11 protein-coding genes are annotated in these 17,213 nt (G+C 45.8%); 8 read left to right on the top strand and 3 right to left on the bottom strand.

Annotation, left to right across the window (positions count from 1 at the left end; translation table 11 throughout):
- Positions 1-62: 62 nt before the first annotated feature.
- From MSG38_RS08495 to MSG38_RS08475, 5 genes are all read left to right on the top strand, one after another.
- Positions 63-1,049 carry a sugar ABC transporter permease gene (locus MSG38_RS08495; protein ID WP_009846152.1) on the top strand — a complete coding sequence of 329 codons (987 nt, stop codon included), beginning with the start codon at positions 63-65 and terminating at the stop codon, positions 1,047-1,049.
- A gap of 1 nt (position 1,050) precedes the next feature.
- Positions 1,051-1,944 (top strand): carbohydrate ABC transporter permease, encoded by an 894-nt coding sequence (locus tag MSG38_RS08490; RefSeq protein ID WP_248401610.1) that lies wholly within the window; start codon positions 1,051-1,053, stop codon positions 1,942-1,944.
- A gap of 17 nt (positions 1,945-1,961) precedes the next feature.
- Positions 1,962-3,311 (top strand): GH1 family beta-glucosidase, encoded by a 1,350-nt coding sequence (locus MSG38_RS08485; RefSeq protein ID WP_248401609.1) that lies wholly within the window; start codon positions 1,962-1,964, stop codon positions 3,309-3,311.
- A complete protein-coding gene (ugpC, locus tag MSG38_RS08480; RefSeq protein WP_019826228.1) occupies positions 3,311-4,402 on the top strand; it encodes a sn-glycerol-3-phosphate ABC transporter ATP-binding protein UgpC in 1,092 nt (363 codons plus the stop codon). The genes MSG38_RS08485 and ugpC overlap by 1 nt, the downstream gene beginning before the upstream one ends.
- A gap of 93 nt (positions 4,403-4,495) precedes the next feature.
- Positions 4,496-6,910 (top strand): glycosyl transferase, encoded by a 2,415-nt coding sequence (locus MSG38_RS08475; protein ID WP_248401608.1) that lies wholly within the window; start codon positions 4,496-4,498, stop codon positions 6,908-6,910.
- A 133-nt stretch (positions 6,911-7,043) separates the two neighbouring features.
- On the opposite strand, the gene MSG38_RS08470 is transcribed toward MSG38_RS08475, so the two are convergent.
- A complete protein-coding gene (locus tag MSG38_RS08470) occupies positions 7,044-8,003 on the bottom strand; it encodes an aldose 1-epimerase (RefSeq protein WP_248401607.1) in 960 nt (319 codons plus the stop codon).
- A 64-nt stretch (positions 8,004-8,067) separates the two neighbouring features.
- On the opposite strand from MSG38_RS08470, the gene MSG38_RS08465 reads away from it, so the two are divergent.
- Positions 8,068-11,142 (top strand): GH116 family glycosyl hydrolase, encoded by a 3,075-nt coding sequence (locus MSG38_RS08465; protein WP_248401606.1) that lies wholly within the window; start codon positions 8,068-8,070, stop codon positions 11,140-11,142.
- 97 nt (positions 11,143-11,239) lie between these two features.
- Positions 11,240-12,253 carry a substrate-binding domain-containing protein gene (locus MSG38_RS08460; protein ID WP_048611919.1) on the top strand — a complete coding sequence of 338 codons (1,014 nt, stop codon included), beginning with the start codon at positions 11,240-11,242 and terminating at the stop codon, positions 12,251-12,253.
- A 200-nt stretch (positions 12,254-12,453) separates the two neighbouring features.
- Here the strand turns inward: MSG38_RS08460 and MSG38_RS08455 are convergent, their stop codons facing one another.
- Positions 12,454-14,082, bottom strand: coding sequence for an ABC transporter ATP-binding protein (locus MSG38_RS08455; protein WP_248401605.1), 1,629 nt, complete (start codon positions 14,080-14,082; stop codon positions 12,454-12,456).
- 12 nt (positions 14,083-14,094) lie between these two features.
- Positions 14,095-14,589: a hypothetical protein gene (locus MSG38_RS08450; protein ID WP_029235272.1), complete on the bottom strand. Its 495-nt coding sequence runs from the start codon at positions 14,587-14,589 to the stop codon at positions 14,095-14,097.
- A 240-nt stretch (positions 14,590-14,829) separates the two neighbouring features.
- Here MSG38_RS08450 and MSG38_RS08445 point away from each other — a divergent pair, with 240 nt between their 5' ends.
- Positions 14,830-17,190: an ATP-binding protein gene (locus tag MSG38_RS08445; RefSeq protein ID WP_248383030.1), complete on the top strand. Its 2,361-nt coding sequence runs from the start codon at positions 14,830-14,832 to the stop codon at positions 17,188-17,190.
- The last annotated feature ends 23 nt before the right edge of the window (positions 17,191-17,213 follow it).

Raw genomic sequence — 17,213 nt, 5'->3', positions numbered from 1 at the left:
TTTTTACTTTAAGTAAGTGAGGAAGCGTGGATAACGCGCTTCCTTTTTAAGAGGTCGTTACTATGAATCATACAGCGAGCACAACGATAGAACCTGCGGACAAAAGCCTTTTTTCTCGTCTAAATTTGAAAGCGCTTACACCGTATGGATTTCTTCTGCCGTTTCTGATCATTTTTTCTGTATTTGGGATCTTCCCGCTGTTGTTCTCTGTTTACCTGTCGTTCCACGAGTGGAACCCGGTAAGAGGCATGGATGCGATGGAGTTCGTTGGTTTTGAGAACTATCACATTGCTTTAACGGACCCATGGCTATGGCGTTCATTGAAGAACACGCTTTGGCTAGCAATCACTTCAGGCGTGGCTCAGCATTTAGTCGCTATTCCAGTGGCTTACATGTTGGTTTCAATGGGTGACCGTATGCGTCACTGGCTAACATCGGCGTACTTTCTACCGTTCATTACATCAACGGTCGCAGCGTCACTGATTTTCTTCAATATGTACTCTCCTAACTCAGGAATTATTAACCAAACGCTGATGGCTCTGGCCGATAGCACGCTGTTTGGTTGGGCATTCGCTTGGGTTAACGATTTTCAACCAATCCGTTGGTTAGACGATGCCACTATGGTGAAGCCGTCTATCGCAATCATGGTTTTCTGGAAATACACCGGTTTTAACATCGTCCTTTACACCACGGGTTTAATGACGATTCCTAAAGACATCTTAGAAGCTGCACGTATGGATGGTGCCAATGCCTTCCGCCGCTTCTGGAACATTTCACTACCAATGATTCGTCCATTCATCTTCTTTGCTATCACGATGACCATCATCGGTAACCTGCAAATGTTTGAAGAACCGTTCGTACTAACACGTGGTACAGGTGGTACTGGCCAATCTGGTTTAACTATCTCGATGTACCTCTACAAAGTGGGTTGGGAATGGCTAGAAATGGGTACAGCATCTGCTATCTCGTGGTTACTGTTTGCACTCATCGCGACTTGTACATTGGTTCAATTTTTACTCTTCGGTAAGAAAGGCTTAGGGGAACATTAAGATGTCGACATCAATTAAGACAAATACCTCACCACTAAGTGGCCTGATACCAAGCGAACGCAGCATGTTCATTCTGACTAAGATCTTGATGGTGATGCTCGGAATATTACTGGTTGTTTCTGCAATCATTACGGTGTTCCCGTTTGTGTGGTCAGCTCTGCTTTCAACACGTGATCGTTCGGAAATCTTTGGTTCGGGCATCAGCTTTGCTATTGGCGATAGCTTGGCAATCAACTACGCAAAACTGCTAGAAATCATGCCGTTTTGGAAAGCGATGTTTAACTCGATTTACGTGGCGTTCTTAGGCACCACCATCTCGCTGCTGTTCTGTAGCATGGGTGGTTACGCATTTGCTGTGTTTAAGTTCCGCGGTAAGAACGTGTTGTTCGGCATGCTGGTTGGCTCGATGGCGATTCCGCCTGTGCTTAGCTTGATCCCTTACTTCATGATCGTGAAATTCTTAGGCTTGCTGGATAACCACATGGCGGTATGGCTACCGTTCACCACCACACCATTTGGTATCTTTTTGATGCGTCAGCACGTGATTGCATCAATTCCTAAAGAGCTATTAGAAGCGGCGAAACTGGATGGTGCAGGCGAGTTCAGAACGTACTGGAGCGTGGTACTGCCACTGATGAAACCAGCATTAGCAACGCTTGCGATTGTTCAGTTCGTCTTCTTCTGGAACATGTTTATGCAGCCTCTCGTGGTGCTAAACAACCCTGACAATTACGTCATCACACAAGCACTACGAAGTGTTCAAGGCATTCCGAATACGCCATGGGGCGCGGTAATGCTAGGTACCACAATTTCTATTTTACCACTCGTGATTACATACCTGTTCGCATCGAAACAGATGATCAGTGGTTTAACGTCCGGCGCAGTTAAAGGTTAGGTTTAAGGGTTATAACAATGAATAAATTTCAACTTCCAAGTGATTCAAAGTTACGCAGTAAGGAATTTGTATTCGGTGTCGCGACATCTTCATACCAAATTGAAGGCGGCGTTGAAGAGGGCGGTCGTACACCGTCTATCTGGGACACTTTCTGTAAGAAGCCGGGCAAGGTCGATAACGGTGATAATGGTGATGTGGCGTGTGATCACTACCACCTATGGAAACAAGATATCGAAATGATTCAAGGCTTAGGCGTTGATGCTTACCGCCTGTCAATTGCCTGGCCGCGTATCCTGCCGCAAGACGGTGTGGTGAATCAGCAAGGCCTTGAGTTCTATGGTCAGATCATCGATGAGTGTCATGCTCGTGGTATGAAAGTGTATGTGACTTTGTACCACTGGGATCTACCACAATACCTTGAAGACAAGGGCGGCTGGTTAAACCGAGAAACATCTTACAAATTCGCAGAATACGCTGAAGTGGTGAGCAAATACTTTGGTGACAACATCGACGTATACACAACACTCAATGAACCGTTTGTGTCCGCGTTCCTAGGCTACCGTTGGGGCGAACATGCGCCGGGTATCAAGGGTGAGAAGGAGGGCTACTTAGCATCTCACCACCTAATGTTGGCTCACGGTTTGGCAATGCCGATCCTTCGTAACAATGCACCTCACGCTAAGCATGGCGTGGTATTCAACGCGACGCCGGCTTACCCACTGACGCCACAAGATCAAGGTGCGGCCGACTACTGCGAAGCGGAGAACTACCACTGGTTCATCGACCCAGTATTAAAAGGTGAGTACCCACAGCTGGTGGTTGAACGTCAAGCGATGAGCATGCCAATGATCCTTGAAGGTGATTTAGACATTATCAGCGCACCTGTCGATTACATCGGTATCAACTACTACACACGTAATGTCGCTCGCTTTAACGAGAATGGCGATATTGAATCGGTGAAACAAACCGATGCTGAACACACCTACATTGGCTGGGAGATTAACCCACAAGGTCTAACCGATTTATTGGTCAGACTGGATGCTCGCTACGAAAACATGCCACCTATCTACATCACAGAGAACGGTGCTGCAGGTAACGACGAGCGTATTAACGGACAAGTGATGGACGACCAACGAGTTCGTTATTTCCAAGGCCACATCGAAGCGGTTCACAACGCCGTTGAAGCTGGCGTGAAAGTCGATGGTTACTTCGCTTGGAGCCTGATGGATAACTTTGAGTGGGCATTCGGCTACTGCCAGCGTTTTGGCATCGTCCACGTTGATTACACCACCCAAGAAAGAACATTGAAACAGAGCGCAATTGCGTACCGAAATATGCTTCTAGAGCGCGCTGAGGAGAACAGATAATGGCTAAAGTAGAATTTAAGAACATCAAAAAATCATTCGGTGACGTTGAAGTTGTAAAAGAGTTTGATTTTACGGTTGAAGACGGTGAATTCGTGGTTTTCCTTGGCCCATCTGGCTGTGGTAAATCGACTACGCTACGTATGCTTGCTGGCCTTGAAAGCATCAGCTCTGGCGACATTGTGGTTGGCGGCAAGTTGATGAATAAAGTCGATGCGAAAGACCGTGACTTAGCGATGGTATTTCAAAGCTACGCTCTGTACCCACACATGACCGTTTACGAGAACATCGCGTTTGCCTTGAAACTGAAAGGCATGCCGAAAGCTGAAATCGACGTAGAAGTTTTAAAAGCGGCGAAAATGCTAGAGCTTGATCCATTACTGAATCGTAAGCCAAAAGAGCTTTCTGGTGGCCAACGTCAGCGTGTAGCAATGGGCCGAGCGATGGTTCGTACACCTAAAGTGTTCTTGTTTGATGAGCCGCTATCTAACCTAGATGCAAAACTTCGTGGTGTGATGCGTGAAGAGATCAAACACCTACACCGTGAACTTAAAACCACCACGATCTACGTGACCCACGATCAAATCGAAGCGATGACGCTAGCAGATCGCATCGTGATCCTAAAAGACGGCTACGTTGCTCAAGTGGGCACACCAACCGAGGTTTTCCAACGCCCAGCCAATAAGTTTGTCGCGCAATTCATCGGTAACCCGTCAATGAACATGTTGGAAGCGAAACTGATTGAAAAAGAGGGCGAGTACTTCGTTGAACTTGGCGATGTTCATATCCCACTGCCTGAGCGTTTTAAGTCTCTGGCATCTAAAAACCTAGCGCTTCACTTTGGTGTTCGTCCAACAGACATCCACCTACGAGCTGAGCAAGTGGACCACGATCGCGTACTGCCATTCCCTGTGAAAATCAAAGACAAGGAATTGCTAGGCGCGAGCATTCTTCTGAAAACAGAAATTGGTGGTCAACCGCTGATGGTTGAAACCCAAGCCGCTGAAGTGGATGTGAAAGAACTGACACTTTACTTGGACTTGGACGCTTTCCACCTGTTTGACGCACTGAGTGAGAACTCGCTAGCGAGCTAGCCAATTAATTCAAATCAGCCATTGAGCTGACACCAACCAACTTACGAAAAATTGTTTTGGCTCCTCCTGATTTGGGAGGGGCTAGGGATAGTGATGATGAAATTCGGATATTTTGACGATAAAAACAAAGAATACGTAGCAACCACACCATGCACACCGATCAAATGGTGTAACTACGTGGGCACATTAGATTTTGGTGGCATTGTAGATAGCAACGGCGGCGTATTGCTGTGTAAGGGCGACCCGGCACTGAACCGCATCACCAAGTACATTGCTCAACTACCAAACTCAGATTTCAAAGGCTCGACCCTATACCTCAAGGTGCGTGATGAAGCGGGTAACGTAGAGGTGTTCTCACCTTTCTACACACCAACTCTGAAGCCGTTGGATAAGTTTGAAAACCACACGGGCTTGTCTTACACCACCATCATTGCAGAAGCCTTTGGTGTGCGTTGTGAAGCGACTTTCTTCGTGCCAAAAGCAGACCAAGTACTACTACAAGACATCAAGGTCACCAACATTTCAGACAAAGCGCTACACGTTGATGTCGTGCCTGTGTATGAATTCACGCACTTCGATGCGCTTAAGCAGCTACTCAATGCTGACTGGGTTCCACAAACCATGACACTTAAAGCGCATCAGCAAGAATCGGGTCATACCGTGCTTGAGCAGTATGCCTTCATGAAGCGCGATTACGCGGTGAATCTGATGACAGCGGATCGCCCAGCGACGTCTTTTGATGGTGACCGCCAATCGTTCTTGGGCAATTTGGGCTACGGTACATGGGCAGCGCCACAGGCATTAGACAACGACGAGCTTTGCAATACTGAGTGTCTGCGTGGCGACAACATTGGTGCACTGAATCTGCGCTTAGGTTGGTTATCTCCAGAGCAGACAGAACGCACGGTTGTACAAATCGCACAAGAACAGAGTCTAGAAGTAGCATTGCCTCTATTGGCTAAATACCGTGACCACCAAGTGGTTGACTCGGCTTTCGCTGAACTGGCAGAGCACTGGGACACATACTTGCAAGCGGTTCAGGTTGAAACGCCAGATCCAGCTATGAACTCGATGCTGAACGTACATAACCCACGTCAGTGCCATACAACCAAGAACTGGTCTCGTTACTTGTCTCTGTACCAGCTGGGCTATGGTGCTCGTGGTATCGGTTTCCGTGACTCTTCGCAAGATACTTTAGGCGTTATTACACATATGCCTGAGGAAGCGCGCGAATTTATCGAGCGTCTGTTGTCTGTTCAGAACACTAACGGTTCAGCGATGCACCAGTTCTTCCCATCAACGATGGAAGCGAACGCGGGTGACTCTCGCGAAGAAGAAGATCGCCCTGATTACTACGGCGATGATCACCTGTGGATCATCTACGCGGTGACTCAATACGTGAAAGAAACGGGCAATGCAGATTTCTTGAATAAAGCGATCCCGTTCTATCAAAAAGACAAAGCGGGTAACCCAGTAGAAACGGGCACGGTTTGGGATCACCTGTGTCGCGCGATTGAATTTACGTACACCAATACCGGCGAGCATGGCCTTCCATTATTAGGTTTTGCTGACTGGAATGACACGGTGAACCTGCCAACGGGTGCTGAGTCGATGATGGTGGCGAACATGTACGGCAAAGCATTGCTCGACATGTTGGACTTGTGTGAGCTACGTGGTGAAGCGCAACTGACGGCTAAGTTTAAAGATCAGTACCAACAGATGCAGAGCACGGTGAATGAGTGTGGCTGGGATGGCGAATGGTTTGTTCGTTACTTCGATGAGCAAGGTCTGCCAATCGGTTCTCATAAAAATGAGCAAGGGCAGATCTACACTAACGGTCAAAGCTGGCCTGTGATTTCTGGTTTCGCAACACAAGAGCGTGCAACGCAAGCGCTAGACTCGGTTTACAACAAACTAAACACCACCAATGGCATCAAGCTTTCAACACCGGGCTACAACGGTTTTGATCCACAGCTAGGTGGCGTATCAACGTATCCACCAGGTGCGAAAGAGAACGGCGGTATCTTCTTGCATTCAAACCCATGGGTGATGATTGCAGAAGCTAAAATGGGCAACGGCGAGCGTGCTTACGAGTACTACCGTCAAATTAACCCAGCTTCGAAAAATGACGATATCGATACCTTCGAGTCTGAGCCTTACTGCTACCCACAAAACATTTTGGGTGATGAACATAAGCAGTTTGGTTTAGGCCGAAATGCATGGCTTTCAGGTACTTCATCTTGGACATACGTTGCGGGTACGCAATGGATTCTGGGTGTTCGCCCTGAAGTGGATGGCTTGGTGGTAGACCCTTGTATTCCGGCAGAATGGCCTGAATTCAAAGTACGTCGTCAGTTCCGTGGCGCGACTTATCATATTCATGTCACTAACCCGAATAAAGTATGTAAGGGCGTGGTTGAGATGAAGGTCAATGGTGACCTAATTTCAGGTAATAAAGCGCCAGTGTTTACCTCTGGTGAGCACACTATTGAAGTGGTCTTAGGTTAACAAAGAGAAGGGCGCGTTATGCGCCCTTTATTGCTTCTTTAGTTTGGTTCTTTCGTTGCAGTTGTTTCGTTAGCAATGCGTTCTCTGGGGGCTGATTTCGCATTCAGCGGCTGCCTTGATTTGGTTTAGTTATTTAGGTTGATAGGTTGATAGGTTGATAGGTTGCTTGGCATTGCCAAATGAAGGTTTGAGATTGGTTCGGGGCAAGCGTCAGTAGGCCAATCTGGTTATTGAATGCATCAGCAGGGCAAGTCATTGGTTCTATTGCAATACTTTGCTCACTCGTGGGCGTGTATAGCTGAACGAATGGGTAGCTCGCATCTTGTTGATAGTGAATAGCGGCAGACAAATCTGAACGTGTAAACGTAAGTTGATTGGTTGTTTTGGAATCAAATTGGAAGCAGTGATTCAAGCTTTGATTGGTGAGTGAACCACCCAAAGACAAACAGTCAAAGGCGCGCTTTTCCCCATTGGGTAGATCGTTCACATGTATGACTTCGGAACACGGTGACATGGACAGTTCGCATTGTGCCAGTTCCGTACCGAGTGAAAAGTAAGGGTGCCAAGCATCACCGAATGGGAAGGCTGAATCACCAAGGTTAGAGACGGTTGTTGAAGAGGTAAGCTTGCCCGTGACGTCTATCGTGAAGGTGACATCAAGGCTGAAAGAAAACGGGAAAGCAGGATGCAATGATGACGTTTGATACTGCAACGTCACACTGGCGGATTCTTCAGTGACTACGCTGTTTGTGATTGAAAACGGTTGGTTGTAGAGCAGGCCATGTACGGCGTGATCAGACCAAGGAAAGTTAGCTGGGAGTTGATGGTTTTGGTCATCGAAACTGTAACGACCTAAGTTTAAACGGTTTGGAAAAGGGAATAATTTAGCACTGCGGGAAAAGAACGGATGTTGGTTGATCAGTTCATCATAATTCTGATAACCACAAATAAAAGAGAATGGACTGTTGTTGACAATATATTTATTTATAACAGCGCCAAATCCATTGATTATTTGAAGTTCTATACCATGTTGGTGGTTTATTAATGTGACTGAGTCAATATTTCCAAATTTTTCATTTATAATTTTAAACATGTTGATGTCTCCATTTTAAAAAGATATTAACAAGAAGAAAAAAATATTCAATGGCGGTTTTAAAATGAATAATAAAATTCCATATACAAGCTATTCAGGAAATTCAGAACATCTTTGCAAAAAAGGTGATGCAGTTGAATTTGTTCAACCTTGGTACACGCCAATTTCCACTACGCCAGAAAACACTGGCATAGCGGTAGGCGGAATTGGTAACACATTTACACTGACGCCAAATGGTAACACGCCGAACTTCAGTTTTATTCCAGGTATATTTGTTGATTGCTCAGAGCAAGTGGTTAATTTTAATGATTTTCATGCCTCGGTGATGAATGTGCCAACCATCGACACGCTACAAGTCATTGATGGGCAAGAGCTGAGTGTTCACCTAAACTTCTATCCTGCCTTGTTTGATGGTAAGAAGATTGAAAGCGCAGAAATGTCGAATGCGATTAACCACATTCGCGCGGCATTGAAAAATGGTCACTTCTACCAAGATAATAAATCTAACTTTATAAAGTGGAACGTTGAATTTTCAAATAAGACTCAATTATTGATTGAAGAAGATCCATCGTCGATTATTTGTCAATTATATGTCGCCTTGGATTTCTTTAATGGTTTATTAATTAATGATACAACGAGATTATTATCACTTACTGCGGGTGAAAATAATGATACAGGTAGTGTTAATGGTAGAGATATAGAGTATCAAGCTTTATATCCACTGGCTGAATATAAATATAGTAGTTTCGATGATATTAAAATAAAGCGTAAGGTAGTCTCTCCGATCGTTAAAGAGGACAAACGACTGTGTTCTTTGCCGATGCACTGGAATCACTTTGAATTAACCAATAATTCATCGCAAACACGTGTGATTACGCTTGCTCAGCCGCTAAAAAACTTGATTGGATCAACCTACCAAAAAGGACGTGATGGTATTCAAGATTCGGCTTGTACCTTGTCTCAAAACCCAATTGCTCAGCAGCATCAAACGGTTAACTTAAAGGGTGAAAGTCACAGCTTTACGGGTGTTCAACTGACCAGTCAGTCTCCCTATCAAAGTGATATTGAAGGTGAAGTGGTGTTTGGTGTTCAAGCGGATAATCAACTGACAGAATCTGGCAAGGTTTCGATTTCTGTGAAGCCAACGCTTTATACCTCTAAGGCAGAGGAACAAACAGAGTTCGCACTGAAAACAGGCCGTACCAACGCGGAATTCCAAACAGGAATTTACACAGGGCGTGAAGCGTTGAGCGCATTGGTTGTGGTTCAGGTTGAATTGGAAGCGGGTGAGTCTGTTGATCTGCGTTTTGCACAGGTGATGGCGCACAGCAAAGTCATGCTTAATGGTTGGCATTCAGACAAGGCCTACACGCAATTCTACCCGCAAGCGCAACCTGCACTGCCGATGTTAGAAGATGTATTGCCAAAGCTCGAAACCATTGAGCAGCAGATCGTCACACAACAAACCGCTTTCCTAGAGCAAGCTCAAAGCAAAATATCACAGCCTGAATCGGCACTGCGCTATGCGACGATGGCGATGAATTCATTGTCGTTCCTTGCCGAATCAACAGTATGGGATAAAGAAGACAAGTTCTTGGTGAAAGAGTGTGTCGATTACCCATTCTTTAACTCTCTGGATGTGTATTTCTACGGCTCATTCTCTCTGCTTTACTTGCTGCCTGAGCTTGATGGCTGCGTGATGAAAGAGTTCTCGAAAGCTATTTTGGCCGAAGATTTCACTCAGCGCCGCTACTGGGAATACGAAGCGACGCCTAATGCAGAATTGATTGATGACAAGTACCAAGGCGTACGTGCTATTCGAGGCGCGGTAATCCACGATTTGGGCAGCCCGTTCGACATCCAGCCTGACGCGTACAGCTGGCACAACGTGAAAGAGTGGAAGGACTTAGCACCGAAGTACATTCTGATGGTGTACCGCCACTATCAAAACACACAAGATATTTCTGTGGTTAAAGAGTGCTGGCAGGCCGTAACAGAGAGCATCGATTTCTTATCGAACTTGATCGCTGAAGGCGATGATTTACCACTAACCCGTGGCACAGACGATACCTTCGATAACCTCGCGTCTCACGGCATCTCTATTTACTGTGCGAGCCTGTGGGTTGCTGGTCTTCAAGCAGCAAGCGAGCTTGCACAATTGATGGGTGAAAGCGAACTAGCTAGCGGTTACTTAACGCGTTCGAAAAAGGCGTTAGCAACAGTTGAGCAAAGCTTGTGGGATGACAAAGAGGGTTACTACCACTTCTTCGTCACGCCCGTTCAAGCTAAGCATTTAACAGGTGAAGGCTACCAAGCACTGGAAACCTTAGGTCTGATTTTGACGGGTGATGCGATTGCTGACAAAAACACGCTCAATACCTATCTAAATGAAACGGATACCTCCATCAACATCAGTAAAGTATCTCAAAGAGTCTCTAAGAAACGCTTGCTTAGCGATACCGCGCCTCAAGCATTTACACAAGACTACTTAGATTTAGTGCCAGATTCCGACAACAGCTTTGGCGATGCCTTGTTGGCCGACAGCTATCTAAAGCTCATCGGTTTAGAAGGTATTTTCCCGCAAGAGAATATCCAACGTGCCCTAGATTATGTTTATAAGCACAACTTTGAGATCAATAGCCCTAAGCTTGGTGTCGCGAACATGACGCAGGCTGATGGCTCACCGCATGAAGCGTTTCAAGCGCAAGACGTGTGGATTGGCGTGCAGTTTAGTGTCGCGACAGCGTTGAGTCTGGCGGGTAAATCTCAGCAAGCGGAAACATTGATGGATACTGTGTATACCGCGTTGTATGACTATTCAAAAATTCCATTTGCAGCGCCAGAAGGGTTCAACTGCTCAGTCTCATTTGATGAGGAAGATCTTTCAGAATCTTTTAAATTGTCACAAAGTGATGCGAAAAAGTGGCTTACTGCCCTTAAATTGCAAAAGTGTGTGCTATCTGACGGTCGAGTGAGTCCTAGCCTGACTAAAGACAGTGATAAATTTGTTAGTATGCTGCAAGGCGAAACCTCAGCGGAGCAAGCCATCGTTCTTCACAAATGGCTGTTGAGTACCGGCTTGAAATATACCGCAGGTCGTTATTTCAGACCGGGGATGATTTTCGCCTACATGTATTAACTAAACGACACGAGTTTCAACAAAAGCAGTGGTATGCAGGTTGAAATAGGTGGGGAGCTTTCGGGCTCCCCAAATGTCACTGGATTAGGGTATCGAAATGCGCACTAAAACTAAAAAAACCACCGTATACGATGTAGCGAGACTTGCTGGTGTTTCCCCAAGCACGGTTTCTCGTTTTCTTAATCGAACCACTTATGTGTCGGATGATAAAAGTCAGAACATCGAGCAAGCAATCAAAGACACTGGCTACAAACCCAATTTTCAAATGCAGGAGAACATCAACCGCCGTTCATTGACGATTGGTGTATTGGTGCAACACCCTGACAGCCCTTATACCAGTCGCATCCTCAACGACATGGAGAAAACCCTGATAGCTCAAGGCTATTCATTGGTCATCGCGACGGGGCACTGGCAAAAAAAGCTCGAGATACACGCGTTGGAGTACCTGGCTAAAAGTAATGTGGATGGCATGATCATCGTGACGGGCAGTATTACCAAAGACGACATCGCCAAGTACGCTCAAGACATTCCGATTGTCGCGGTGGGTTACGACATCGTTGAGGATAACGTTCGCTCGATCAATATCGATAATGTGTTGGGTGGCTATATGGCGACTCTGCACTTGCTGCAACAAGGACATGTGAACATTGCTCACATCAAGGGGCTTTCAAGCCAACCGGATGCGGGAAGTCGCTTTGAAGGTTACAAGAAAGCCCTTCAAGAGGCAGGCATTAAAGTGATGCCAAAACTCGTCAAACAGGGCGATTTCAGCAGTGAGTCTGGTTATGAGAAAACGGTAGAGTTGATTGAATCTAAGGTTCACTTTTCCGCTCTATTTGCAGCCAATGACCAAACCGCTTATGGGGCGATTAAGGCGCTACACGATCACGGTTATAAAGTGCCAGAAGATGTGTCAGTGATTGGGTTCGATGACTTGCCAACGTCGAAGTATTTCACACCCGCGTTAACAACATTAAGGCAGCCAATTGAAGAGATTGGCGAGGTGTGTGCTCAGTCGATTTTGAACCTATTATCTGGCGAGAGGCATGAAGCTCGATTACCACCGATTGATTTAATTGTCAGAGAGTCGACTAAGTCTTTGTATCGATAGTGTGTAATGAAGCGATTTGATGACAGGGAATGATATTTCAAGATGAATTATTTCCCTTCAGAAACGAAAAATGTCGCATCCATGCGACATTTTTCTTTTGGCGGCCAAACCAGTTTTGCTATATCCATTCTAGATTTCAATCCATTAGGAGATTATTCAGAATGTACTTATAAGACGCTGTTAATGTTGATTAGTTCCCTCTACGCGGCATTTTTTTTCGATTTATTTTCTAAGTCGAATGACGCTGCGATCAGTTTCTTGGTGTAGTCGTTTTTCGGCGCATTGAAAATCTCCTCTGCAGACCCTTCTTCCATCACTTCGCCCTTCTGCATCACCAGCACGCGATCCGACAGTGCTTTCACTACCGAGAGATCGTGGCTGATGAACAGGAAGCCGATATTGTGCTTGGCTTGAATGTCTTTGAGTAGGTCAATCACGGTCAGTTGTACTGAGCGATCGAGTGCCGAAGTCGGTTCATCCAGCAAAATGAAGGAGGGTTCAAGAATCAACGCGCGAGCAATCGCGATACGTTGCCTTTGTCCGCCGGAAAATTCATGCGGATAGCGGTTAATTGAATTCGGCTCTAAGCGAACTTTAATCAACGCTTTGCGAGCTCTTTCTAATCTCTCTTTCTTGGATAGATGAGGTTGATGCACCGTTAAGCCTTCGGTGATGATCTCCCCAACCGTCATGCGTGGTGATAAAGAACCATAAGGATCTTGGAACACCATCTGCACATCTTTCTTAAGCTTGTGACGCTCTTTGTCGTTCAACAAACTAACGTCTTGGCCTTTGTAAACTATGCGTCCGCTGCTTGGCAGCAAGCCGATTAATGCACGTCCAAGGGTTGATTTACCTGAACCAGATTCACCAACAATGCCCAAGGTTTCGCCCTGTTTAAGGTTCAACGAAATGCCTTTTACGGCTTCGAAGTACTGGCTTTTACTCTTGATGAAGTGTGATTTAACTAAGAACTGAACTCGGATGTCGTCAGCACACAATAGCTCTGGGGCTGTCGCCTCAACAGGAACCTTAGCGCCTTTCGGAATAGAGTTTATCAGCATGCGCGTGTAATCGTGCTTAGGGTTATCGAACAGCTTTTGTGTTTGCCCTTCTTCAACCAATTCCCCTTTACACATGACGAGTACACGGTCGGCAAAGTGTTTCACGACGCCTAGGTCATGGGTGATGAACAAAATCGCCATGCCCATTTTGCCTTGAATCTCTTTGATAAGAGAAAGTACTTCCGCCTGAACAGTCACATCCAATGCTGTGGTGGGTTCGTCGGCAATCAAAATGTCGGGTTCATTAATCAAGGCCATCGCAATCATGATGCGCTGTAACTGACCACCTGAAAACTCATGCGGGTACTTGGTATAAGCTTGCTCTGGCATGGGCAAATGAACCAGATTGAAGAGCTCTAGTACGCGCTGTTTTGCTTTTGATTTCGATACATTGCGATGACACATAATGGCTTCCGCCACTTGAATACCAACACGAAGGTAAGGGTTGAGAGAGGTCATCGGCTCCTGAAAGATCATGCCGATTCTATCGCCACGAATTGACTGCATTTCTCGCTCAGTCTTGCCAAGAATCGATTGCCCCTCAAACTCGATGTCTGATTGTTTATCAATAATCGCGTTATCAGGAAGCAAACGCATAAGCGCGTTGGAAGAGACGGATTTACCTGAACCTGATTCACCAACAATGGCCAAGGTTTCGCTTGAGTTAAGGGTAAAGTTAACCTTTTTGACCGCATCAATGATTCCATCATTGGTTGTGAAGCTAACGGAGAGGTTATTGACTTTAAGTATGGCCCGGTCCGACATGATATATCCTTATCAATTTAAGACATTAGGTGAAGATTGAACTTCTGACGTTGTTTTAAGTTGCCCAAAATGGTGATGAGCACGTTGAATTTGTTCTAGTTCGAGCATCCAATGCGAACTGCGCTGAGCGCTGCAAAAAGCGATCAAGTGATTGAGTAAATCTTCGCTCTGCTTTTCCAATAACCCAAAGGTACGTTGAATCAGCTCAGTGTTCTCCAGAGAGATAAATTGCATCAGAGCGTAAGATTGATTTAAGGTATCGAAGGCTTGTTGATGCTGACCTAAACGGTTGAGTATCTCTGATTGAGCGACACTCGCATCTCTCAACCCGGCAAGCAGGCAGGCAAATTGGCAAGGCTTAATATCGCTTTGGTATGCTGCATCTTGGATGTGATGAGGAAGTGAGGTTAGAACATCACCATACAGGCGCTGTGCTTCAGGCCAGTGACCTTGTTCCATTAACTGTTCAGCTTTTAGGTAGTGCATCCAGCATCGTTCAATTTCCATATCCACATCCTCAATTTATAATATCTAAAAATGTTAATGATATTTATTATCAATTGCAAATTAAAATCATTCACATGTTAAGTTGGTGAATTAAATGACGAGCTATTCCTAAAAATGGCTTAAATTGTGTGTTATTTGTTCAGTTGAACAGCTGTGTAGCGTAAGTCACTAAATTTGTAGGAAATTACATCTACACTGATTTTATCTACACCCAAGTAATGAAGGACTAAGGAGGCGGCGATGGCGATGCAAAGACTCAATACAGAACAGCTGTATCAGGTAGCGGATTTAGACAAGCTACCATGTAAGTCGACCAAAGAACTGGCTCCAATTGACGAAATCGTCGGGCAGGAACGGGCACAAAAAGCCGTTGAGTTCGCGATGTCAATCAAGGAAAAGGGTTACAACATTTATGCGATAGGGCGAAATGGTCTGGGTAAACGCACCATGATCTTGCGCTATCTGAACCGTCACCCTCAAGAAGTGCAGGAGCTTTTTGATTGGTGTTATATCGCGAACTTTGAAGATATTCGTACACCTAAGGTACTGAAATTGCCTCGTGGCGTTGGCAGCAGCTTAAAGCAAGATATTGAAAAATTGATGCGAAAACTGCTGAAAGGTATGCCTCTAGCGTTTGATAACGAGATGTACTTTAGCCGTGCTGACAGGCTTAAAAACCAATTAGCAGCTAAGCAACAAGCCGCGTTAGAAAGCATTAGCCAAGAAGCGAAAGACAAGGGCATTAACCTGACGATTACCACTCAGGGTGATTACCAGTTTGTGGCCATGAATGGTGATGATCTTCATACCGAAGAGAGCTTCGATCTGCTTTCGCCGGAAGAACAAGATCAATTCGATAAAACCATTGATGGATTGGAAGTCGGCCTACGAACCATTTCTCGTGAGTTGACGGAGCTTGAAGAGACGTACACTGAGAAAATTCAAAAGCTTAATGATGATACGGCGCGAGATGTGATCACTCACTTCATCAAGCAATTGAAGAAGGATTACAGCCAATATCCAGACATCAAAAAGTACCTAACAGCACTGCGTAAAGACATTGTCGACAACGCTGACATCTTCTTAGAAGAGAGCACGGAGCAAGCCGAAGTTGCAACGGCCTCTTTGGATAAGAAAATGCCGCGTCGCTACAAGGTTAACGTGATTGTGAGCCAGAAGGAGGAGACTCTGCCGATCGTGGTGGAAGAGAATCCAAATTACCACTCTCTGTTTGGCTATGTAGAAACGGCAACGTTCAAGGGCACCGTATTTACTGACTTCTCACTGATTCGCGCAGGTAGCTTACACAGAGCGAATGGCGGCGTATTACTGATGGACGCGGTGAAGGTACTTGAGCAGCCCTACGTTTGGGAAGGTTTGAAACGAGCACTGCGTTCACGTCAATTGAGTTTCACTTCATTAGAAAAAGAGGTGACCTTAACGGGGGCGGTATCGCTTGATCCTGAACCGATTCCATTGGACGTTAAGATCATCCTGTTTGGTGATTACCGAACTTACCAACTGCTGCAACACTACGATGCAGAGTTTGGTGAACTGTTCCGTGTGACAGCCGATTTTGAAGATGAGATGAAGCGCACCGCGGATTCTGAAATGCATTACGCGCGCTTTATTTCAAGTATTGTGCACGACAACAACATGTTGCATTGTGACCGCAAAGCGATTGCTCGCATCATCGAGCACAGTTCTCGTCAGGCGGGTGACCAAGGTAAATTGTCTCTGCACTCGGCACACATTGCTAATCTGCTTCGTGAGTCAAACTATGTGGCGAGAGGCTCAAAATCGAACCTGATTCGTGCAACACACGTTGACCAAGCGTTATCGAACCAACAGATGCGTGTTGGACGATTGCAAGACAGCGTAATGGAAACCTTCACCAACGGTACAACGCTGATTCATGTGGACGGTGAAGCGGTTGGGCAAGTGAATGCGCTGTCTGTACTCAGCACAACCGATCATATGTTTGGTGCGCCAAACCGAATCACGGCTACCACCGCTTATGGTGATGGTGAAGTTATTGATATTGAAAGAAACGTAGACCTAGGTGGCAGTATTCACTCGAAAGGTGTGATGATCTTGTCGGCTTACCTTTCTTCTGTGTTTGGTAAGACAGCCAAAGTCCCGCTTACCACTAACATCACCTTCGAGCAATCGTATGGTGGCGTCGATGGTGACAGTGCGAGTATGGCCGAGTTCTGTGCGGTGGTGTCAGCGTTTTCTAAGCAGCCAAACCGTCAAGACATCGCGATTACTGGCTCGATGAATCAGTTTGGTGAGTCTCAGCCAATTGGTGGTGTGAACGAGAAAATTGAAGGTTTCTTTGATGTGTGTGAAATCAAGGGGCGTTCAAATGAGCAAGGGGTGATCATCCCGCGCTCGAATGTTCACAACCTGATGCTGCGTAGCGATATCGTTAAAGCGGTTGAAAAGGGTGAGTTTAATATCTGGGCGATTGACCATGTAACAGAAGCGATTGAGCTGTTCACAGGCAAAGCCGCTGGTGAAGCAAGTGATGAGGGTAGCTATCCAATTGATACTATCTTTGGTATCGCCCAAGCGAAGCTGAACGCACTGCGTAAATAGCTTGAATATCTAGATACACAGTT

The organism is Vibrio sp. 1CM24A, from assembly GCF_023161725.1.
GTDB classification, from domain to species: Bacteria; Pseudomonadota; Gammaproteobacteria; order Enterobacterales; family Vibrionaceae; genus Vibrio; species Vibrio coralliirubri.
Note: the sequence above shows the minus strand (reverse complement) of the source record. Positions and strands in the feature narration are given on the sequence as shown.